An 18,632-nucleotide genomic window follows, 5' to 3' on the forward strand; every position below is an offset into this window, starting at 1 on the left:
TTACCTAACCATTGCTCCACTGATATTTAAAACTTCACCACTTACATAAGTAGCATCATTTCCTATAAAGTAAGCACATTTTGCCACTTCTTCTGGTTTTCCAAATCTATTTAAAGGAATAGATTTTTTAAGCTCCTTACTATTTGGAATGTTTTCTATCATTTCAGATTCTATGATACCTGGAGCTATTGCATTTGCTCTAATATTATATCTTCCAAGCTCAATTGCTAAAGTTTTTGTAAAGGCAATTACTCCACCTTTAGAAGCTGAGTAGTTAGCTTGTCCCGCATTTCCAGAGATACCTGAGATAGAAGCTACATTTACGATACTTCCTTTTTTGTTCATCATCATATTTCTAGAGATAGTTTTTGTAACATGATACATTCCAGAAAGGTTAGTATTTATCACATCTTCCCATTGCTCATCTTCCATAAAGAAAAATAGATTGTCTTTGATGATTCCAGCATTATTTACTAAAACATCAACAGAAATATTTTCTAAAGTAGTTTTAATATCCTCTTTATCTTGCATATTAAAAGTGATTAATTCACCATGCTCAATTGAGTCTAAAATAGCTTGAGCTTTGTCTTTATTACTATTATAGTGAACATATACAAAGTAACCATTCTTTGCATACTCTTTTACAATAGCTTCACCAATAGAACCAGTTGCCCCTGTTACTAATACTTTTTTCATTTCCACAACAAACTCTTTATATAAATTTAGCTTCTTGGATTAGTTTATTGATATTTTTTATATCAATATCCATTCTTCTATCTTCAAGTAAAGGCTCTACAATCTCTCTTGTTGTATCATAGATTTTTCTTAAGTGTGGAGATACTTGTTCTTTTCCTCTAATATCAACTGCTTGTGCCATACCTATAAAGGCAATAGAAAGCATATTATGAAGTTCTGGCATCATTTTTGCAAAATCATTTGCTGCTGTTGTACCCATAGAAACTTTATCTTGATTTAGTGATTCTGTTGGTCTTGAGTGAATAGATGCAGCAGTTGTATTTTTAATAACATCTGCACTTAATGAACTAAGACTAATTTGCATAGCTTTAAATCCATGAAAAAATGGCTCTTTTGAAAGTTTAAGATTCTCTCCTAATCCTCTATTAAATTTGTGGTCAACAAGTAGGGCAAACTCTTTATCAAGTAAGTCAGCTAAATTTGCAGCACAAATTTTTAGTGTATCCATAGCGTGAGCTACATATCCACCATAGAAGTTTCCAGAAGTATAAATTTTTTGATTTTCTCCATCAATTAATGGGTTGTCATTTACAGAGTTGATTTCAGTCTCAACCCATTTTTTAGAAATATCAAGGTTATCTCTAATTACACCTAAAACTTGTGGTGCACATCTCATAGAGTAAGTGTCTTGGATATTTAAGTGGTTATCTGCAAAGAATTTATCGTATCTGTCATCTCTTCCATGAGTTAACTTTGAACCAGCTATTTTGTTTTTAATATTTTTAGCAGCTGCAATTTGTCCATCAAATGGTTTTGAATCATGTACAAAATCTGCAACAGGAGTATCGTCTCCTAATAAAACCTCAAACATACCAGCAACATATGACTCCATAGAGTCTAAGATAACTTCAAACTCTTCAATCGCTTTTAAAGCAATTGCACTCATGATAGTTGTTCCATTCATAATTGCTAAGGCTTCTTTTGGTTCAAAAGAGTATGGTTCTATTCCAAGTTCATTATAAACTTCAATAGCAGATTTAATCTCACCTTTATAGTAAACTTCTCTCTCACCTGCAACAACTGCTGCAATATATGATAGTGGAGTTAGGTCACCACTTGCTCCCACTGACCCTTGCGATGGAATAACTGGAATAATATCTTTTTCAATTAACATTTCAAGTCTGTGTAAAAGGTTCATTGAAACCCCAGACCTAGCTTTACTTAATGAAATAGTTCTGCAAATAACTGCATATCTGCATACTTCATATGATAGGTTTTTACCTATTCCACAACCGTGAAATCTAAATAGATTTGTTTGAAGTTTTGCAGCATCATCATAATCTACATAGTTTTTACCACTATCTCCATATCCAGTTGTAATTCCATAAATAGGCTTACCTTGTTTGATTGTATCCATCATAAAATCATGTGTATGGTTAATAAAAGTTATAAACTTCTCATCATTTGAGATCTCAACGCTAGATGCATTTACAATCTCTTTAAGACTAATATGTCTCTTGTCAATTGTTAATTTCATTTGTCCTCCCAGAAATCGTAAAAATTGAACCATTGTAAAGGGTGTTCTTTTAAAGTTTTCTCTAATAGTTTTACATACCTTTGCATAGCTTCTTCTACAGCTTCATTTTCCTTTTTATTAGTATTTATATCAATTCTTTCAAATATCATTTCGTAAGTTTTTTTCTCTTTTAATACAACAAAAAGTGCAATAATAGGCTTTTTTGTTTTATATGCAATAAGAAATGGATTTTTATTAAAGTGTGCATCTTTTTCAAAAAAAGAGATTTTGTGTAAATGTTTTTTATTTATAGCTCTATCACCCATTAATGCTACTGATTCATTATTTAGTAAAGCATTTCCAATAGAGATAGATGTAGCAATATCACCCTTTGATAGGTCGATGATATTTACATTTTTATCATTTTTTTTATTTATAACTTGTTCAAATTCACTTGCATTTTTTATCATAGCTTCATTCATAACAATATTTATTTTAATATTGTCATCTCTAAAGTAGTTACTTGCTGTTGCCCAACCACCAAAATGGTTTGATAGAAGAATAGAACCATTTTTTAATTCACTTAATAGTTCATTTCTATTTTGGTTTATGAAGTTATATATTTCAGGATTTGCCTTTGAGATAAATCTATCAGAAGTAGCTAGGGCATAGTTAAATAGGTGTTTGAAATATTTTTTATTTGAAAACTCTTCCCCAATATTTTTATAATATTGTTTTAAAGATTCCCTTACATTTGAAGCAAATAAAAAGTAGTATAAAACAACAAAATACAAAGAGAAGTAAACACTTCCATAACCAAATATTTTATAAAATGAGTATAGAGTTTTTACAACTGGTCCACCAACTCTTTGTTTAGCTGCCATTAAAGAATACCTTTTAATAAAAATATCTTTTGTAAAAAAAGTTTTAGATGTAAAAGTGTGATATTTATTGTGTCATTGTAGTTATCGAAGTGACTTACTCTCTCTTCAGGAGTAGGGTAATAGCACTCAATTATAGTATCAGTAATATTTTTATGTTTCCAATAATGTTTTACTAAAACTTCTACTTCAAAGTTAAATCTTCTAGTTTTAATATTTAAATCAAGTATTGAAACAGGGTATAGTCTAAAACCAGTTAGTGAGTCATTTATGTGGTAACCACTATTTAATCTAATCCAAAAGTTATGAAAGGCTCTACCTATTTTTGATTTTTGTGGAACATTGTCTATTTCAAAGTTTCTAGCACCCATAACAATTTGGTTTTTACTGTTTATACAGGCTTTTAGTTTCGCTATCTCTGAAGCTAAATGTTGACCATCTCCATCCATACTTACAAAGTATTCATATCCAAGCTCTTTTGCTTTTTTTGCACCTGTAAGAATAGCTTGGCCTTTACCTTGGTTTTGTTCATGTCTTAAAACAGTAACATCTTCATTTTTTTCAATTAAACTAGAAACTTCAATATCTGAACCATCATCTACAACAATAACTTTGTAGTTGTGATTTAAAATGTCTTTTATTACATTTGAGATTGTTTTTGGGTTGTTGAAAGTAGGAACAACTATGATAATATCATTTTTGTACAATGGAGAACTCACTACATTTTTTATTTTCTTTTTCAATTTTTACATTAAAAGTTGTATCTTTTATTTTTACAAAATAAGTTACTTTATCCTCTGGAAGAATTGCTTGTAAGAATTTAGCTTTTTTTACTTCTATAACATCAATTGATAAAATTTCACTTATGATATCTATTTGAAGAAATCCTGGAAGTAAACTATTATCTGGAAAGTGAGCTTTGAAAATTTCATGACTTTTGTCTGTAAATAATACTTCTATTTCAGCATAGTCATTCTCTTTTTTTAGAACATTAAAACTATATAAATTGTTCAATTACTTATTACCTTGTAAATGCAAATATTAGATTCAATTGTATCAAAAGTAAACTAAGTATATAATAAGAAAAAATTATTTGTATTACTTCTTGGAGGACTTAATGGAAGAAAATTGTGATGTGTTGGTTATTGGTGGGGGACCTAGTGGTTCTGTTGCTGCGTGTAAACTATTAAAAGCTGGGTTTAGTGTAACAATATTAGAAAAGTTAGAATTTCCTAGGTTTGTTATTGGAGAATCACTACTTCCAAGATGTAATGAAATTTTAGAAAAAAATGGTTTAATTGATGTTATTGAAGAGCAAGGTTTTATGCTAAAACCAGGTGCAATTTTCATTGATGAAAATAAACAAGAAGAGCTAATTGATTTTAGAAATAACTTAGGTCAAAAATGGGGAACAAGTTATCAAGTAAAAAGAGAAGAGTTTGATAATGTTCTTTTAGAAACTGCTAAAAAATGGGGAGCAGATGTTAGACATAAGTATGAAGTGATTGCTTATGATAATGACAATAACAAAGTTACTGCAACAGATGAAAATGGTGAAGAAAGAGTATTTAAAGCAAGATTTGTATTAGATGCTTCTGGATATGGAAGAGTATTACCTAAACTTTTAGATTTAGATATTCCTTCTGATTTAAGACTTAGAAATGCAATTTTCACAAGAGTTGAAGGTGAAACAAGAAGAGAAAAAGATAAAGAAGGTTTCATTGATATTGTAATCCATGATGATAATAAAGCATGGTTATGGGGAATTCCTTTTAGTGATGGAGTAACTTCTATTGGTGTTGTTTGTGAAGAATCATACTTTGAAGAAACTGGTCTTAGTCTTGAAGACTTCTTTGACAAAGTAATCAATGAGCATGAATATTTAAAAGAGAAATATAAAGATGCTAGGAAGTTAAGACCTGTAGGAGTTATCAATGGTTACTCAGCAGCAATTAAAACTATGCATGGAAAAGGTTTTGCCTTAAGTGGAAATGCAACTGAGTTTTTAGACCCAGTTTTCTCTTCTGGTGTAACATTAGCTTTAGAGTCTTCTGATAGAGTTGGAGATTTAATTATTAAAGAACTAAATGGTGAAAAAGTAGATTGGCAAAAAGATTATGAAGATTATATGATGATTGGTATTAACGTATTTAGAGAGTTTGTTTATGCTTGGTATGAAGGAAAATTAAGAAAAATCTTCTATGCTCCAAATAAAGCTGAAAAGATAAAACAATCAGTAGCTTCAATTCTTTCTGGGTATGTTTGGGATGAAGATAACTACTTTGTTAAAAACTCAAAACAAAAAATTGATGCCCTTATCTCAATGGTTTAGACATCTATATAAGATGTCTAAAAGGGCTAAAATAATATAATAATATAATAAAATAGACTAAAAGAGGGATAAAATTAATGGCAATTTCAAGCAATGAGTTTAAGCAAGTTTTGATTGATGGTTTAAAACTTGAAGATATTGAAGTTGGAGATATTGAAGATGCAGATGCACTTTTTGGGGATGAAGGTTTAGGTTTAGATTCAGTTGATTCAATTGAATTAGTATTAATTATTGAAAAAGAGTATGGTGTAAAAATTCAAAACCCAGAGCAGTATAATGAAATTTTTGCATCAGTAGAGAACTTATTAAAATATATTAATGATAACAAATAAAAAGGCATATATAAATAGTTTTGAAGCAGTAAGCTGTGCTGGACTTGATTCCCAACAGCTTTTCGCTTCAATCTGCGAAAAAAAAGATTGTATTTCAATTGATGACTCTTATGTTCAAGATAGAAGTGTTGCAATTGGAAAAATAGATTCAAACTTATCTTTCAATGACTTACTTACAAAAACAGTAAACAAAGTACTTACAAACTCTAATCTAGAAAACTATGATAATACTTTACTTATAATTGGCTCTTCTGTTGGTGGAATGAACGAAACAGAAAAAGTTTTTTTTAAAGATTCTAGTTATGAAAATATTGACTATAAAAAACATCCAATTGATGCAATAGCTTATCACTTAAAACAAGATTTCAATTTTTATGACGATATCTCTTTTTCTACAGCTTGTACTTCTAGTGCTAATGCTTTAGGGTATGCAAAAGAGGTAATAAATAAAGGTATTTATAAAAACGTTTTAGTTGTAGGTGTAGATGCTTTATCTTATACTACTGTTTGTGGATTTTCAGCACTAAGTGTTTTATCATCAAACCCTTGTACTCCATTTGAAAAAAATAGAGAAGGGATGAATGTAGCTGAAGCTATTGCAGTTCTTTTAATCCAAGATGAAAAAGAAGATTCAACAAGTGTTGAAATATGTGGAGCTGGATATAGTTCAGATGGTCACCATATGACTCAGCCTCACCCAGAAGGTTTAGGTGCTGCAAAAGCAATGCAAAATGCTATTGATGATGCAAAAATAAATAAAGAAAAAATATCTTATATCAATGCCCACGGTACAGGAACTATGGCAAATGATTCTTCAGAATTAAATGCAATTTCATTGGTATTTGATACTTCAAAACCTTATGTTAGTTCAACCAAATCTTTTACAGGACATACTTTAGGAGCTGCTGGAGCTATTGAAGCTGTTATTGCTTGTATGAGTTTACAAAAACAGATAATACCACCTTCAAAAGATATCAAAGATGTAGAAAGAGAAGATATCTCATTTACAAATGAACCTTTAAAACAAGAAGTTTCATATGTACTTTCTAACTCATTTGCCTTTGGTGGAAATAATACAAGTATTCTTTTAGGACTAAGCAATGACAATTAATTTAGAGATTTTAAATGCAGCATTTTTATTAGCTCCTACACAAGTAGAAGACCTAAATACAAAAGCTTTAGTTCCTAAAATGGTATTTAGAAGAAGATTAACAAGAGCTTCTAAGTTAACAGTAGAGCTTATGGACAAAGTTGATTTTAAACAAGGAAGAATTATGTATGGAAGTGCATATGGTGAACTTCCTGCAACTGCAAATATTTTAAATGCAATTTTAAATAAAGAGGGAATCTCTCCTACAGACTTCCAAAACTCTGTTTATAATACACCAGTATCTTATGCTTCGATTTTAGAAAAAAATGAGAGTGAAATCTTGACTATCTCTTGTGGAGACAATACTTCTAATAGACTTCTAAAAATGGGAGCTATAAAAGCATTAGATGGGGATGAAATTTTATTAGTGGTTACTGAAACTATGAACATTGAGAATATTGAGCAAGTAAATAAGTGTATTGATTTCCTTGAAGTTGCAGTTGCTTTAAAAGTAAAAGTTACTAAAGAGCAAGCAACAATGGATTTAAAAGATGATAATACTAAGTGTCCAGAGTCTGTAAAAGAACTTTTATCATATGCAAAACAGTTCAATGAAAATCAAAAAAATATTATAGAGGTGAAACTATGAATATCCCTCATCAAGAACCAATAAAGTTTGCAAAAGAGCTTTTAGAAGTAAACAAAGAGTTTATAAAAGTTAAATGTGAATTTTCTTCTTTACCAACTTTACCAATGCTTTTTGAAGCAGCGGCACAAAGTTCTGCTGGATTTTCACAAGAAAAAGAAGCAAAAATTGGTTTTTTAGTATCAGTAAAAGAAGTAAAACTAAATAAAGAACCAGATACTTTAGAATATGTAATTAAAGTAGAAAAGAATTTAGAGTTTGGTGCTGTTTGTGAATTCTCTTTTAATGTTTTTGATTTAGCAGAGAATACAAACTTTGCAACAGGTGTTTTAACAGTAATGATACAAGAGTAATGAAAAAGTTTCTTTTTACTTTCTCTTTATTTATTTATTGTTTAAATGCCCAGTTCATTAAAGAACCAATCTTTAATGAAGTAAGTTACGTAGAAACTTATGGAAACCCTAAAAATGAAGCAATAGTTTTTGTTCATGGTTTAGGAAAAGAGGCTTCATCTATTTGGCTTGAATCAGTTGAAGCTTTAAAAAAAGATTACTATATTTTGATATTTGATTTACCAGGTTTTGGAAAGTCAGATAAATCTAACCAATTATACTCTCCAAAAAGATATGTAGGTTTTATTGATACTTTAATTGATAACTTTGTAGATAAGCCTTTTCACTTAGTGGGTCACTCTATGGGAGCTAGTATTAGTTTAAAATATACAAGTTTAAATCAAGAAAGAGTAAAAAGTTTAACACTTATTGATGCTGCAGCAATTTTACATAAGGTTGCATATTCGGAGTTTTTAGTTAAATATAAAGTAAAAGAAACGGTAAAGAGTGATGCTATTTCAGATTTTATGTCAGAGTTGCCACAAATGATAGATACTATTATGCCTTTTGAAGTAGATACTATGTTAAACTCTAAATTAACTAGAAAGGTAATTCTTCGTTCAAACCCAAATACAATTGCTGCAATGGCTTTAGCAGAGGAAAACTTCTCTTCTATTCCTCAAAGAATTGAAGTACCAACTTTAATTGTGTGGGGAAAAGAGGATAAAACTGCACCTCTTAGAACAGGATATGCTTTAAATAAATTAATCAAAAACTCAAAATTAGAAATTATTGAAGACTCAAAACATACTCCAATGATAGACAATTTTGAAACCTATTTAGATTTATTAAAAAAACATCTAAAAACAAAAAGATATATAAAAAAAGACACTAAAATAGAGTCATCATCTAAAGAAATTGTAATTAGAAATGACGAAGGTAGAGTTTTAAAGGGGCATTTTAAAAAAGTGGAAGTTTATGATAGTAAAGATATTACTCTTAAAGATGCTTTTATTGAAGAGTTAATTATCTATAACTCAAAAATAGATTTTATAAACTCAAAACTTGATTTAACAAAAGATAGTTTTATTATTAATTCAAAAGTTCAAATGACAGCAACTACAATAAAGCTAGATAAACCTATTGAGATAAACAATTCTGATTTTGATTTGGCTGCCGTTGATGTAGAGACTAAGACAAAAGCTTTTTATACAAATAGTGAAAAAAAGCAAGAGGTAGTTTACTCTTTATGTACTGTTAATTCTCAACCTAGACATGGAGTATTTACTGTAGGTCACTTCTAAAATAAAAGCTATTATTTTCTACCAAGAGATAAAATGTTAGAATATCTAACTTATTATTTTAGGAATATATATGGCATTTAACGAGATAATTAAATCTAGTTCTACAAGAATTAAAACTGGTATTGCATTGATATTAGCTGTGCTAGTTATAGGGTACATTGATTCATTTTTTATAATGTGGTTACTGTTTGGTATTTTATTAGTAGTTTCAATTAATGAATCTATGAAAATGTATAAGATGCAAAGTGACTCTATATACTTTTATACAGGAAGTATCTGGTTTTTAGCTTACTTCTATCCTTACCCAGAAGACTTAGTATTTTTATTAGCAATAGTTTATGCTTCTTTAATTGCATATAAAAAAGAGATTGATAGAAAACTTTTCTTACCACTACTTTATCCAACAGCTTCATTTCTGTTTTTACTAGCACTTTATAGTGAGTATGGTGTTATGTCTTTATTATGGTTACTTGTAATTGTAGCAGGTGCTGATGTTGGAGCATATTTTGTTGGTAGAAGTATGGGAAAAACAAAGTTCTGTGAAACAAGTCCTAACAAAACAATTGAAGGTGTGATTGGTGGAGTTGTGGTTGCAACTATCTTTGGTCTTATCTTCTCTCTTGACAATATTTCAACTTTAGGGGCAATTGTTATTTCAGTTGCAGTAGCAATTTCTTCAGTATTTGGAGACCTTTTTGAATCATATTTAAAAAGACTTTCTGGCATCAAAGATAGTGGAGATATTTTACCAGGACATGGAGGAATTCTAGATAGAACTGATGGATACCTTTTTGGTGGAGTTCTTATGTTAATGATTCTAAGAGCAGTAATGTGATAGTCCTTGGTTCTACAGGCTCTATAGGAGTAAATACTCTAAATATAGCTAGAAAATTCAAGTTAAATGTTGAGGTTTTAGTTGCTGGAACTAATATTGAGCTACTAAACAAACAAGTTGAAGAGTTTAAGCCTAAAAAAGTTGTAATAGCAAGAAAAGAAGATATTCATAAAGTAAATCATACTAATGTTAGTTTTGGTGAAGATGCAATTTTAAAAGCAATTGAAGAATCAGAGGCTAAAACAGTTGTAAATGCACTTGTAGGTTTTCTAGGTTTAAGACCAACACTAAAAGCAATTGAGTGTAAAAAGAAAATAGCTCTTGCAAACAAAGAGTCTTTAGTTGTTGCAGGAAAGTTTATTGACCAAACAAAGCTTAGTCCTATAGATTCAGAGCATTTTGCACTTTGGTATTTACTTCAAGATAAAAAAATCTCTTCTATGACTATTACAGCAAGTGGTGGTTCTTTTAGGGACTATCCACTAGAAAAACTAAAAGATGTTTCTATTAAAGAAGCTTTAAATCATCCAAACTGGTCAATGGGAAATAAAATCACAATAGATTCAGCAACAATGACAAATAAAATGTTTGAGCTTATGGAAGCTGCATGGTTATTTGATACTAGAAAATTAGATGCTATTATTGAAACAAAATCTTTAATTCATGGTTTAGTTAACTTTGAAGATGGAAGTTCAACTGCACATATAGCAAATGCTTCTATGCAACTTCCTATTGCTTATGCAATTTTAGGAAAATGTGATGAGCAAGTTTTAAAACCAGTTGATTTATTAAAAGTAGGAAGTTTAGAGTTTAGGCAGATTGATAAACAAAGATATCCAATCTGGGAAGTTAAAGACACTATTCTAGAAAACTTAGATTTAGGTGTTGTTTTAAATGCTGCAAATGAAGTAGCCGTATCAAAATTTTTAAACTCGCAAATTGGATTTTTAGATGTATCAAAAATGAGTTTAGATGCATTAGAAAGATTTTCAAGTGTAAAAGCAAACTCTATTGATGATATTTTTGAAATAGATAAAGAAGTTAGGTCTTACTATGACTCTTGATTTACTTATTCCCTTTGGGATACTATTAGTTTTAGTAGTTTATTTAATTTATACACGAAGTAAATTTGAAAAAAATATTGTAAATATGTATGAAGAAAAGTTTCAACAGTGGAAAGAAAACTCAGGTTCAAATGAAGAGAATAAGAAGGTTTGCAAAGAGCTAGTTGGAATTATTTATAAAGAAGAGTATAATATAACAGTAGAACTTATGGATGAAAGTGTAAGAAGAAACTTACAACAAGGAAAATATAAAATAAAGGATAAGTAATGAAAGCCTTATTCTTCTTAATGTTAATTTTCTCTTTTTCATTTGCACTTGCAAGTGATTTAAAAAGAAATAGCTCATTAAAAGTTGTTGTAGATAATACAAACAAGTTAATGTGGGTTGATAATTCTAGTGTTTTAAAATTAAAGTTTACCCATGAAGAGGGTGAAGAGTATTGTGAGAACTTATCTTATGGTGGATACTCTAACTGGCGACTTCCTGATATTGAAGAATTAAAACTAATAGTAGATAAAAGAAACGAAAAAACAAATATACACAAAAGTTTTAGATATAGAATTGCAGATGGTTTTTGGGCAAGTAAAGCTCACTGGAGAACACTGTGGTTTTATGCTGATTATATGTACTTTATCAGTGGAACCCCTTATTTTGATAGTAGACATAAAAAGAAATATGTAAGATGCGTAAGAAGCATATAAAGAAAGGTAAAAAAGAAAAAATGGAAAAAAGAGTTTTAGTTTTACATGGATTAGGTGGAAGTGATTTCCCCCATTGGCAAGCACATTTAACAAGAGATTTAATAGAGCAAAATACACCTGTATCATTTCCTGCTTTACCAAATAGAAATAATCCAGACCTTGAAGAGTGGAAAGCTTATGTAAAAGCAGAAATTGAACATTTTAAACCTACTATTGTAGTTTGTCACTCTTTAGCAAATATTCTTTGGTTTCATTTATGTGAAGAGTTAGATATAAATCTAAAGAAGCTAATGTTAGTAGCACCTGTAAGAAATAAAGAGTTAGAAGAAGCAAAAACATTTTTCCCTTATCCAGTTCCTAGTGACTTAAAATCAGAGGAAGTAATTATTGCAGCTTCAACAAATGATCCATATATGAATGTAGAAGAAGCAATTAGACTACAAAGTAAACTTAATGTAGGAATGAAACTTTTAGAAGAAGCAGGGCATATAAATGCTGATTCTGGATATGGAAAACTTGATTGTGCTCTTGATTGGTTAAATAGAGAAGAAGAGTGTGAGGAAAATGCTTAAATGTCTGATTCATTAATACTTTCAATTGAGTCATCATGTGATGATAGTTCCATTGCAATAACAGATATTGAAACAAAAAAATTAGTCTATCATAAAAAAATATCTCAAGAATTACAACACTCTGTATATGGTGGAGTAGTTCCAGAGTTAGCTGCTAGACTTCATGTGGAGGCTCTTCCAAAAATTCTTGAAGAGTGTAAAGAGTACTTTCCAAAGCTAAAAGCAATAGCTGTTACAAATGCTCCTGGGCTTTCAGTTACACTTATGGAAGGTGTGACTATGGCAAAGGCTTTAAGTGTAAGTTTAAAACTTCCTCTAATAGCTGTAAACCATCTAAAAGGTCATATCTATTCTTTGTTCATTGAAAAAGAGGAAATCTTACCTATGACTATTTTATTAGTTTCTGGTGGACATACTCAACTTATAGAAGCTAACTCTTTAAATGACATGAAACTAATAGCAAGTACACTTGATGATAGTTTTGGAGAAAGCTTTGATAAAGTTGCAAAGATGATGAATTTAGGTTATCCAGGTGGTCCTGTTGTTCAAGAAAAAGCACTAAAAGGAGATGATGAAAGATTTGACTTTCCTATTCCTTTAAGACAAAGTCCAAATATAGAATTCTCATATTCAGGTCTAAAAAATGCAGTAAGATTAAGACTTGAAAAACTAGAAGAAGAAGGTCTTTGTGAAGAAGATGTTTGTGATGTATGTGCTTCTTTTGAAAAAACAGCAGTAGCTCATATTATGCAAAAAGTTAAAAAACTATTTAAACAGAAGTTGCCAAAGAACTTTGCAATAGTAGGTGGAGCAAGTGCAAATATTAGACTTAGAACGGCAATTGAAGATTTATGTAAAGCAAACAGAGTTAATCTTTATCTTAGTGAATTAAAATACTGTTCCGATAATGCAGCCATGATTGGAAGAGTAGCAGTAGAACAATACAAAAACAGAGAGTTTACAACGATAGAAGATATTGATGTAAAAACTAGACTAAAGGAGTTTTAATATGGGATTAGCTGATTTATTAGCACAAAATATGGGCTCAAGTCTAGAAGGTGATAAATTTGATACAAAAAAAGATGACAAAAAGAAAAAAGTAAACTCTTCTGAAATCATTCCTAAAAATCAACACCAGCTTGTTTTCACTTTTGAAAAAAGAAAAGGTAAACCTGTAACTTTAGTTGGAAGATTCTATCTTGAAGAAAAAGATAAAAAAGAGCTTTTAAAACTTTTAAAGAAAAAGCTTGCTTGTGGTGGAAGCATAAAAGAAGAATGGATTGAACTGCAAGGTGATGTAAAAGAGAAAGTAAAACTAACTTTAGAAAAAGAGGGTTGGAAGTTTAGAAAGTAAAGGTATATTATGCAGAATATATATTATGAAGTAGGTTCCTTAGATAAAAAGTGTTATGAAAAATTTGCTTTAACAGAAGATATTTTGATGGAGCATGCAGCTTCTTCTATGGCTAATTTTATTGAAAATAAGTTTGAAGAAAAAGCTTCTGTTTTGATTGTCTGTGGACCTGGAAACAATGGAGCAGATGGAATAGCTCTTGCAAGACTACTTCATAAAAAATATGATATAAAACTTTACTTGCCTTTTGGTGTAAAATCTTCTATGGCAAAACTTCAAGAAAAAAGAGCAAAACTCTTAGCTGTGTCTTTTATAGATACAATAGTAAAAAGTGATATTATTGTTGACTGCTTATTTGGAAGTGGACTAAATAAAGATTTAGATGAAACTTCTTTATCTATCATTGACTCTTTAAATAAACAAGATGCCTACAAACTTAGCTGTGATATTCCAAGTGGTATAAATATTAAAGGGCAAATAAATCAAGAGGCTTTTTATGCTGATACTACTATTACAATGGGTGCTTTAAAAGTAGCTCTTTTTAGTGATGAAGCAAAAGACTATGTTGGTAAAATTAAAGTAGCCAACCTTGGCGTTCAAAGAGATATTTATGAAGAAGATACAAATATCTATCTTTTAGATAAAGAAGATATGAAGCTTCCTTTTAGAAATAAAAAAAATTCCCATAAAGGAAGTTTTGGACACTTAAATGTAATTGCAGGTTGTAAAATGGGAGCAGGTGTAATTGCTGCAAAAGCTGCTTTTGGTTTTGGCGCAGGGCTTGTAAGTGTAGTAAGTCATGAAGATATAGATTTACCTTATCATATTATGCATACTCATTTTATAAGTGATAATTGTACAGCAATTGCAATTGGAATGGGGCTAGGAAAATATGAGATTAATGAAGTTGAGAAAATATTAGCAAAGGATATTCCTACAATAATAGATGCGGATTTATTCTATGAAGAGATTATTTTAGACAAACTTCAAAAAGATGTTGTGTTAACTCCCCACCCAAAAGAGTTTTGTGCTTTATTAAACTTGTGCAAGATAGCCCATATAAAAGTAGATGAGTTACAAAAAAATAGATTTGAGTATGTAACTAAGTTCTGTAATAAATATCCTAATGTAACACTTCTTTTAAAAGGTGCAAATACTCTTATCGGAAAAGATAAAAATATCTATATAAATAGTTTTGGAAGTGCTGTACTTAGTAAAGGTGGTAGTGGAGATGTTTTAAGTGGTCTTATAGCTTCTTTATTAGCTCAAGGCTATGATTCATTAGATGCAAGTATAACTGCAAGTTTAGCCCATGCATTAGCTGCCCAAAACTATAAAAAGAATAACTACTCACTTATTCCAGCAGATTTAGTAGAAGAGGTAAAAAAATTATGAAATTATTGTTAGTACAAACTACTTGTGTATCAAAGGATGAAGCTAAAAAAATAGCAAAAGTTCTTATAGAAAAAAAGCTAGCAGCTTGTATTCAGATGAGTAAAATAGAATCTTATTATATGTGGAAAAATGAGTTTTGTGATGATGAAGAGATACTATTAAGTATCAAAACTAAAAAAGAAAACTTCAAAAAAATCAAAAGCAAAATTAAAGAATTACATAGCTATGATGTGCCCGAAATTATAGGCTTAGATATTAGTGACGTAAGTAAAGAATATAAAAAGTTTATAGAAAAAAATTGTTAAAACTTATGGAGGAAAAAACAGAAATGAATGACCAGATTTTAAAAATTGGTGATTATGAATTTAATAGTAGATTAATTGTTGGTTCTGGAAAATATAAAGATTTTCAAACAACTAAAGATGCAACATTAGCAAGTGGAAGTGAACTTATCACAGTTGCTATTAGAAGAGTAAATATTACAAACCCAAATGAAGAGAATTTATTAGACTATTTTAAAGATACAAATGTAAAGCTTCTTCCTAACTCTGCTGGTTGTTTTACAGCTGAAGAGGCAATTACTACTTTTAGACTTATGAGAGAAGCAACTGGTATTGATATTATTAAGTTAGAAGTTATTGGTGATGCACAAAAAACTTTATACCCAGATGTAATTGATACAATCAAAGCTTGTGAGGTTCTTAAAAAAGATGGCTTCACAGTTATGGCATATACAAGTGATGATCCAATTGTTGCAAAAAGATTAGAAAATGCAGGTGCAGATGCAATTATGCCATTAGCAGCTCCAATTGGTTCTGGTCTTGGAATTCAAAACCCATATAATATTGCATTTATTAGAGATGCAGTTAAAGTTCCTGTTTTAGTTGATGCAGGATTAGGTTGTGCAAGTGATGCTTCATATGCAATGGAATTAGGTGCAGATGGTATTTTAGCTAATACAGCAATTGCTCAAGCACAAGATCCAATGAAAATGGCAGAAGCATTTAAATATGCAACAATTGCAGGAAGAATGTCATATAAAGCAGGAAGAATCCCTAAAAAACCTTATGCAACGGCTTCTTCTCCAGTGGATGGATTAATTCAATTTTAGTTGTTTTTGAAGAAATTTTGAAATTTTTTGAAATTTCTTCAAAATACTCTTGACAAACTAAAAAAAATATATTATAATTCCGTCCACTTTTTGAAAGAATAAGTGTTTATTCGGGGCGTAGCGCAGTCTGGTTAGCGCACCTGGTTTGGGACCAGGGGGCCGGAGGTTCGAATCCTCTCGCCCCGACCATTTATGAGTGGTAGGTATAGCTCAGTTGGTTAGAGCATCTGGTTGTGGTTCAGAGGGTCGTGGGTTCGAATCCCATTACTTACCCCATTTTATCATTCTTTCAGGATGATTTTTATATAATTTTTTTGATGCGTCTGTAGCTCAGCTGGATAGAGCAATGCCCTTCTAAGGCATCGGTCACACGTTCGAATCGTGTCAGGCGTACCACTTTTAAATAAGATTAAAGTTGTTTGCAACTTGATCTTTTTTTTTGTCTATATGCGGATGTGGTGAAATTGGTAGACACGCCAGACTTAGGATCTGGTGCCTCACGGTGTGGAGGTTCGAGTCCTCTCATCCGCACCACCTTACTAAAATGAAATCAATAACTTTAAGTTCAAATCTACTTATTTTATTTTTCTTTATTATTAACATTATGTTAACTTGCCGCGGAATAGAGCAGTCCGGTAGCTCGTCGGGCTCATAACCCGAAGGTCGTTGGTTCAAATCCAGCTTCCGCAACCAAATTATTACTATCAAAAGAGTTTTAATCCACACAGTAAATTGTTTTTTTAGATGAAAGGAACAATAAAATGTCAATAACAGAAATAAATTTAATTAAGAAAATAGAAGTATTTTTTAGATTAATTCAAAAAAATGAGAATATTTTAGATGCACTTAGTAAATCAGGAATCGTAATTCCTAATAGACTACTTACTTTATTTGTAAAATAGTGAAGGAAGAAGATATAAAAAGAGAAAAACTCTTTTTATATTTATTCGTTAATAGTTACTCTACACCCTACATTTGAAATAGTTTCAATTAAATCATAATGAAGTTTCGATCTAAGTCTATAAATAAGAGTTCTTAATGTACTATTTGAGATAGTATGATTATGCCAAATCTTATACTCTAAATCTTCAAAGGTAACAATAGCACCATTTGCTCTAATTAGTATTCTAAGTAGTTGTCTCTCTTTTAGACCAAGTTTAATAAACATATCTTTATAGTATAACTTATCATTTACTTTATCAAAGTAGTAATCAAATCCAAGTCTCATAAGACTTTTATCAATTGCTGGAACCACTTCATTTTTACTTTTATAGATACCTAAAAGAATATTTGATTTTAACTCTTCTCTTTTAAAGGGTTTAATTAAGTAAGTTACAGGATTTGTTTCTATTGCTCTGTTTAATGTTTTTTCATCAGAATATGCAGTTGTATAGATAATTGGAATATTGTTGTTCTTTTGTATCTGTTTAGCTACATCAATACCATCTTTATCATCTCTTAAATCAATATCCATCAAAATAATATCTGGTTTAGTTCTTTTTACACTCTCAAGTGCACTATCATATCCTGTTGCCATATCTGTCACTATAAAATCAAGCTTTTCTAGAACTTTTTTGATTTCAAGTGCAACAATCGTTTCATCTTCTACTATTAATACTTTATTCATCATCTCATTTTCTAAAAATTATTTTTTTATACAGAAGTATATCATTTTTTCGTCACACCTTTGTCACACTTACTGTTTTAAAAAGACTTTTTTAAAAAATCTTGATGCTAAACTAGGATTATAAGAAATTATTAAAAAAGGTATATCAACATTTCCATAAGCATCTAACTCTTTTTCTACTTTTACTCCACCAAGCTTTTCAAATAGTTTCAGGTGGTCTGCTCTTATTCCAGAAAGTGCTAGGTCAATGTTATTGTTTATAAAGATATTATAAATACCACACATTAGATATTTAAACTCTTGATTAAGACCTTTATTTCTATTTTTAACAATATTTCTTGAAATCTCACCTATAAGATTAAACTCTTCTCTTTGTTTACTAAAAGAGCATTTTTCTTCAGAGGGTAAACCTTTTTTTGAATCAAATATAAGTCTAATAGTTCCAGATATTTCATTGTTATTTTTACAATAAATCACCGCTGAGTTCTTATCAAAAGTATCAAAATTTAGTCCATCAATTTCATCAGGACACTCCTTTTGATATGATATCTCATGGTAAACACTACTTCTTAATTTAAAAACCTCAATAAGCTCTTCAGCACTAAGGGCTAAGTTTGTATTTGAATATTTATCATCCCAATTTAGACTTCTATTAAAGCTAATTGTTTCTTCTATAGTCTCTTCTAGAAAAACTCTTTTTTTAAATACTTCAAGGGCATACCTTTGTTCTTCATTGAACTTTTCAGGTAAGTAGTCTAGTTGGCTGTTTATATTGTGAGTTACAAACTCTTGTAGAAAGTTAATAGATATATTTTTGTTTAAGTGACTCATGTGTTTGTCCTT

General features: G+C 30.1%; 24 protein-coding genes and 5 tRNA genes. 22 read left to right on the plus strand and 7 right to left on the minus strand.

Annotated elements, in window-relative coordinates; genetic code table 11:
* The 5 genes from CRV02_RS05265 to CRV02_RS05285 are packed head-to-tail and all read right to left on the minus strand — an operon-like array spanning position 1 to position 4,107.
* On the minus strand, positions 1-696 hold the full coding sequence (locus CRV02_RS05265; RefSeq protein WP_129089459.1) for an SDR family NAD(P)-dependent oxidoreductase: 696 nt from the start codon (positions 694-696) through the stop codon (positions 1-3).
* Between the two features lie 16 nt (positions 697-712).
* On the minus strand, positions 713-2,233 hold the full coding sequence (gene hutH / locus CRV02_RS05270) for a histidine ammonia-lyase (protein ID WP_129089460.1): 1,521 nt from the start codon (positions 2,231-2,233) through the stop codon (positions 713-715).
* Positions 2,230-3,096 (minus strand): lysophospholipid acyltransferase family protein, encoded by an 867-nt coding sequence (locus CRV02_RS05275; protein ID WP_129084573.1) that lies wholly within the window; start codon positions 3,094-3,096, stop codon positions 2,230-2,232. Before CRV02_RS05275 ends, hutH begins: the two co-directional genes overlap by 4 nt.
* Complete coding sequence (locus CRV02_RS05280; protein ID WP_258239231.1) at positions 3,096-3,812, minus strand: glycosyltransferase family 2 protein; 717 nt, start codon at positions 3,810-3,812, stop codon at positions 3,096-3,098. Before CRV02_RS05280 ends, CRV02_RS05275 begins: the two co-directional genes overlap by 1 nt.
* Positions 3,787-4,107: a hypothetical protein gene (locus CRV02_RS05285; RefSeq protein ID WP_129089462.1), complete on the minus strand. Its 321-nt coding sequence runs from the start codon at positions 4,105-4,107 to the stop codon at positions 3,787-3,789. The genes CRV02_RS05280 and CRV02_RS05285 overlap by 26 nt, the downstream gene beginning before the upstream one ends.
* A 103-nt stretch (positions 4,108-4,210) precedes the next feature.
* On the opposite strand from CRV02_RS05285, the gene CRV02_RS05290 reads away from it, so the two are divergent.
* From CRV02_RS05290 to CRV02_RS14800, 22 genes are all read left to right on the plus strand, one after another.
* Positions 4,211-5,425 carry an NAD(P)/FAD-dependent oxidoreductase gene (locus CRV02_RS05290; RefSeq protein WP_129089463.1) on the plus strand — a complete coding sequence of 405 codons (1,215 nt, stop codon included), beginning with the start codon at positions 4,211-4,213 and terminating at the stop codon, positions 5,423-5,425.
* Between the two features lie 77 nt (positions 5,426-5,502).
* Positions 5,503-5,757, plus strand: coding sequence for a phosphopantetheine-binding protein (locus CRV02_RS05295; protein ID WP_129061603.1), 255 nt, complete (start codon positions 5,503-5,505; stop codon positions 5,755-5,757).
* Positions 5,744-6,868 carry a beta-ketoacyl-[acyl-carrier-protein] synthase family protein gene (locus CRV02_RS05300; protein WP_129089464.1) on the plus strand — a complete coding sequence of 375 codons (1,125 nt, stop codon included), beginning with the start codon at positions 5,744-5,746 and terminating at the stop codon, positions 6,866-6,868. Before CRV02_RS05295 ends, CRV02_RS05300 begins: the two co-directional genes overlap by 14 nt.
* Positions 6,858-7,496 (plus strand): beta-ketoacyl synthase chain length factor, encoded by a 639-nt coding sequence (locus tag CRV02_RS05305; protein ID WP_129089465.1) that lies wholly within the window; start codon positions 6,858-6,860, stop codon positions 7,494-7,496. The genes CRV02_RS05300 and CRV02_RS05305 overlap by 11 nt, the downstream gene beginning before the upstream one ends.
* The gene (locus CRV02_RS05310) at positions 7,493-7,846 is read left to right on the plus strand and encodes a hypothetical protein (protein WP_129089466.1); all 354 of its coding nucleotides are present in this window, start codon (positions 7,493-7,495) and stop codon (positions 7,844-7,846) included. Before CRV02_RS05305 ends, CRV02_RS05310 begins: the two co-directional genes overlap by 4 nt.
* On the plus strand, positions 7,846-9,129 hold the full coding sequence (locus CRV02_RS05315) for an alpha/beta fold hydrolase (RefSeq protein WP_129089467.1): 1,284 nt from the start codon (positions 7,846-7,848) through the stop codon (positions 9,127-9,129). The genes CRV02_RS05310 and CRV02_RS05315 overlap by 1 nt, the downstream gene beginning before the upstream one ends.
* 70 nt (positions 9,130-9,199) lie before the next feature.
* Positions 9,200-9,964 carry a phosphatidate cytidylyltransferase gene (locus tag CRV02_RS05320; RefSeq protein WP_129089468.1) on the plus strand — a complete coding sequence of 255 codons (765 nt, stop codon included), beginning with the start codon at positions 9,200-9,202 and terminating at the stop codon, positions 9,962-9,964.
* Positions 9,961-11,028, plus strand: a complete 1,068-nt coding sequence (dxr, locus tag CRV02_RS05325) for a 1-deoxy-D-xylulose-5-phosphate reductoisomerase (RefSeq protein WP_129089469.1) — start codon at positions 9,961-9,963, stop codon at positions 11,026-11,028. The genes CRV02_RS05320 and dxr overlap by 4 nt, the downstream gene beginning before the upstream one ends.
* A complete protein-coding gene (locus tag CRV02_RS05330; RefSeq protein WP_129089470.1) occupies positions 11,018-11,296 on the plus strand; it encodes a hypothetical protein in 279 nt (92 codons plus the stop codon). The genes dxr and CRV02_RS05330 overlap by 11 nt, the downstream gene beginning before the upstream one ends.
* Positions 11,296-11,730, plus strand: a complete 435-nt coding sequence (locus CRV02_RS05335; protein WP_129084583.1) for a DUF1566 domain-containing protein — start codon at positions 11,296-11,298, stop codon at positions 11,728-11,730. The genes CRV02_RS05330 and CRV02_RS05335 overlap by 1 nt, the downstream gene beginning before the upstream one ends.
* Before the next feature lie 20 nt (positions 11,731-11,750).
* The gene (locus CRV02_RS05340) at positions 11,751-12,302 is read left to right on the plus strand and encodes an alpha/beta hydrolase (protein WP_129084584.1); all 552 of its coding nucleotides are present in this window, start codon (positions 11,751-11,753) and stop codon (positions 12,300-12,302) included.
* Positions 12,303-13,310, plus strand: coding sequence for a tRNA (adenosine(37)-N6)-threonylcarbamoyltransferase complex transferase subunit TsaD (gene tsaD, locus CRV02_RS05345; RefSeq protein WP_129089471.1), 1,008 nt, complete (start codon positions 12,303-12,305; stop codon positions 13,308-13,310).
* Between the two features lies 1 nt (position 13,311).
* Positions 13,312-13,656 (plus strand): translation initiation factor SUI1, encoded by a 345-nt coding sequence (locus CRV02_RS05350; protein WP_129089472.1) that lies wholly within the window; start codon positions 13,312-13,314, stop codon positions 13,654-13,656.
* A 9-nt stretch (positions 13,657-13,665) separates the two neighbouring features.
* A complete protein-coding gene (locus tag CRV02_RS05355; protein WP_129089473.1) occupies positions 13,666-15,051 on the plus strand; it encodes an NAD(P)H-hydrate dehydratase in 1,386 nt (461 codons plus the stop codon).
* Positions 15,048-15,356 carry a divalent-cation tolerance protein CutA gene (gene cutA, locus CRV02_RS05360; RefSeq protein ID WP_129089474.1) on the plus strand — a complete coding sequence of 103 codons (309 nt, stop codon included), beginning with the start codon at positions 15,048-15,050 and terminating at the stop codon, positions 15,354-15,356. The genes CRV02_RS05355 and cutA overlap by 4 nt, the downstream gene beginning before the upstream one ends.
* A gap of 23 nt (positions 15,357-15,379) precedes the next feature.
* A complete protein-coding gene (locus CRV02_RS05365; protein WP_129084690.1) occupies positions 15,380-16,162 on the plus strand; it encodes a thiazole synthase in 783 nt (260 codons plus the stop codon).
* A gap of 111 nt (positions 16,163-16,273) precedes the next feature.
* Positions 16,274-16,351: transfer RNA gene (locus tag CRV02_RS05370), tRNA-Pro, on the plus strand.
* A gap of 10 nt (positions 16,352-16,361) precedes the next feature.
* Positions 16,362-16,438 (plus strand) — tRNA-His (locus tag CRV02_RS05375).
* Between the two features lie 43 nt (positions 16,439-16,481).
* A tRNA-Arg gene (locus tag CRV02_RS05380) sits at positions 16,482-16,558 on the plus strand.
* A 53-nt stretch (positions 16,559-16,611) separates the two neighbouring features.
* Positions 16,612-16,696, plus strand: a tRNA-Leu gene (locus CRV02_RS05385).
* 82 nt (positions 16,697-16,778) lie between these two features.
* A tRNA-Met gene (locus tag CRV02_RS05390) sits at positions 16,779-16,855 on the plus strand.
* Between the two features lie 68 nt (positions 16,856-16,923).
* Entirely contained in the window at positions 16,924-17,064 is a 141-nt protein-coding gene (locus tag CRV02_RS14800; RefSeq protein ID WP_164968964.1) for a hypothetical protein, read from the plus strand.
* Between the two features lie 41 nt (positions 17,065-17,105).
* On the opposite strand, the gene CRV02_RS05395 is transcribed toward CRV02_RS14800, so the two are convergent.
* Positions 17,106-17,792, minus strand: coding sequence for a response regulator (locus CRV02_RS05395; RefSeq protein WP_258239232.1), 687 nt, complete (start codon positions 17,790-17,792; stop codon positions 17,106-17,108).
* Between the two features lie 66 nt (positions 17,793-17,858).
* On the minus strand, positions 17,859-18,620 hold the full coding sequence (locus CRV02_RS05400; RefSeq protein WP_129089475.1) for a hypothetical protein: 762 nt from the start codon (positions 18,618-18,620) through the stop codon (positions 17,859-17,861).
* Positions 18,621-18,632: the final 12 nt, after the last annotated feature.

It is taken from the genome of Arcobacter sp. CECT 8989 (genome assembly GCF_004116715.1).
Classification (GTDB): Bacteria; Campylobacterota; Campylobacteria; order Campylobacterales; family Arcobacteraceae; genus Halarcobacter.

Excerpts from the sequence above, each read along its gene's own strand:
- CRV02_RS05265 (WP_129089459.1), bottom strand. The coding sequence starts at position 696 with ATGAAAAAAGTATTAGTAACAGGGGCAACTGGTTCTATTGGTGAAGCT.
- hutH (WP_129089460.1), bottom strand. The coding sequence starts at position 2,233 with ATGAAATTAACAATTGACAAGAGACATATTAGTCTTAAAGAGATTGTA.
- CRV02_RS05275 (WP_129084573.1), bottom strand. The coding sequence starts at position 3,096 with ATGGCAGCTAAACAAAGAGTTGGTGGACCAGTTGTAAAAACTCTATAC.
- CRV02_RS05290 (WP_129089463.1), top strand. The coding sequence starts at position 4,211 with ATGGAAGAAAATTGTGATGTGTTGGTTATTGGTGGGGGACCTAGTGGT.
- CRV02_RS05295 (WP_129061603.1), top strand. The coding sequence starts at position 5,503 with ATGGCAATTTCAAGCAATGAGTTTAAGCAAGTTTTGATTGATGGTTTA.
- CRV02_RS05300 (WP_129089464.1), top strand. The coding sequence starts at position 5,744 with ATGATAACAAATAAAAAGGCATATATAAATAGTTTTGAAGCAGTAAGC.
- CRV02_RS05305 (WP_129089465.1), top strand. The coding sequence starts at position 6,858 with ATGACAATTAATTTAGAGATTTTAAATGCAGCATTTTTATTAGCTCCT.
- CRV02_RS05310 (WP_129089466.1), top strand. The coding sequence starts at position 7,493 with ATGAATATCCCTCATCAAGAACCAATAAAGTTTGCAAAAGAGCTTTTA.
- CRV02_RS05315 (WP_129089467.1), top strand. The coding sequence starts at position 7,846 with ATGAAAAAGTTTCTTTTTACTTTCTCTTTATTTATTTATTGTTTAAAT.
- CRV02_RS05320 (WP_129089468.1), top strand. The coding sequence starts at position 9,200 with ATGGCATTTAACGAGATAATTAAATCTAGTTCTACAAGAATTAAAACT.
- CRV02_RS05330 (WP_129089470.1), top strand. The coding sequence starts at position 11,018 with ATGACTCTTGATTTACTTATTCCCTTTGGGATACTATTAGTTTTAGTA.
- CRV02_RS05335 (WP_129084583.1), top strand. The coding sequence starts at position 11,296 with ATGAAAGCCTTATTCTTCTTAATGTTAATTTTCTCTTTTTCATTTGCA.
- CRV02_RS05340 (WP_129084584.1), top strand. The coding sequence starts at position 11,751 with ATGGAAAAAAGAGTTTTAGTTTTACATGGATTAGGTGGAAGTGATTTC.
- tsaD (WP_129089471.1), top strand. The coding sequence starts at position 12,303 with ATGTCTGATTCATTAATACTTTCAATTGAGTCATCATGTGATGATAGT.
- CRV02_RS05350 (WP_129089472.1), top strand. The coding sequence starts at position 13,312 with ATGGGATTAGCTGATTTATTAGCACAAAATATGGGCTCAAGTCTAGAA.
- CRV02_RS05355 (WP_129089473.1), top strand. The coding sequence starts at position 13,666 with ATGCAGAATATATATTATGAAGTAGGTTCCTTAGATAAAAAGTGTTAT.
- cutA (WP_129089474.1), top strand. The coding sequence starts at position 15,048 with ATGAAATTATTGTTAGTACAAACTACTTGTGTATCAAAGGATGAAGCT.
- CRV02_RS05365 (WP_129084690.1), top strand. The coding sequence starts at position 15,380 with ATGAATGACCAGATTTTAAAAATTGGTGATTATGAATTTAATAGTAGA.
- CRV02_RS14800 (WP_164968964.1), top strand. The coding sequence starts at position 16,924 with ATGTCAATAACAGAAATAAATTTAATTAAGAAAATAGAAGTATTTTTT.
- CRV02_RS05395 (WP_258239232.1), bottom strand. The coding sequence starts at position 17,792 with ATGATGAATAAAGTATTAATAGTAGAAGATGAAACGATTGTTGCACTT.
- CRV02_RS05400 (WP_129089475.1), bottom strand. The coding sequence starts at position 18,620 with ATGAGTCACTTAAACAAAAATATATCTATTAACTTTCTACAAGAGTTT.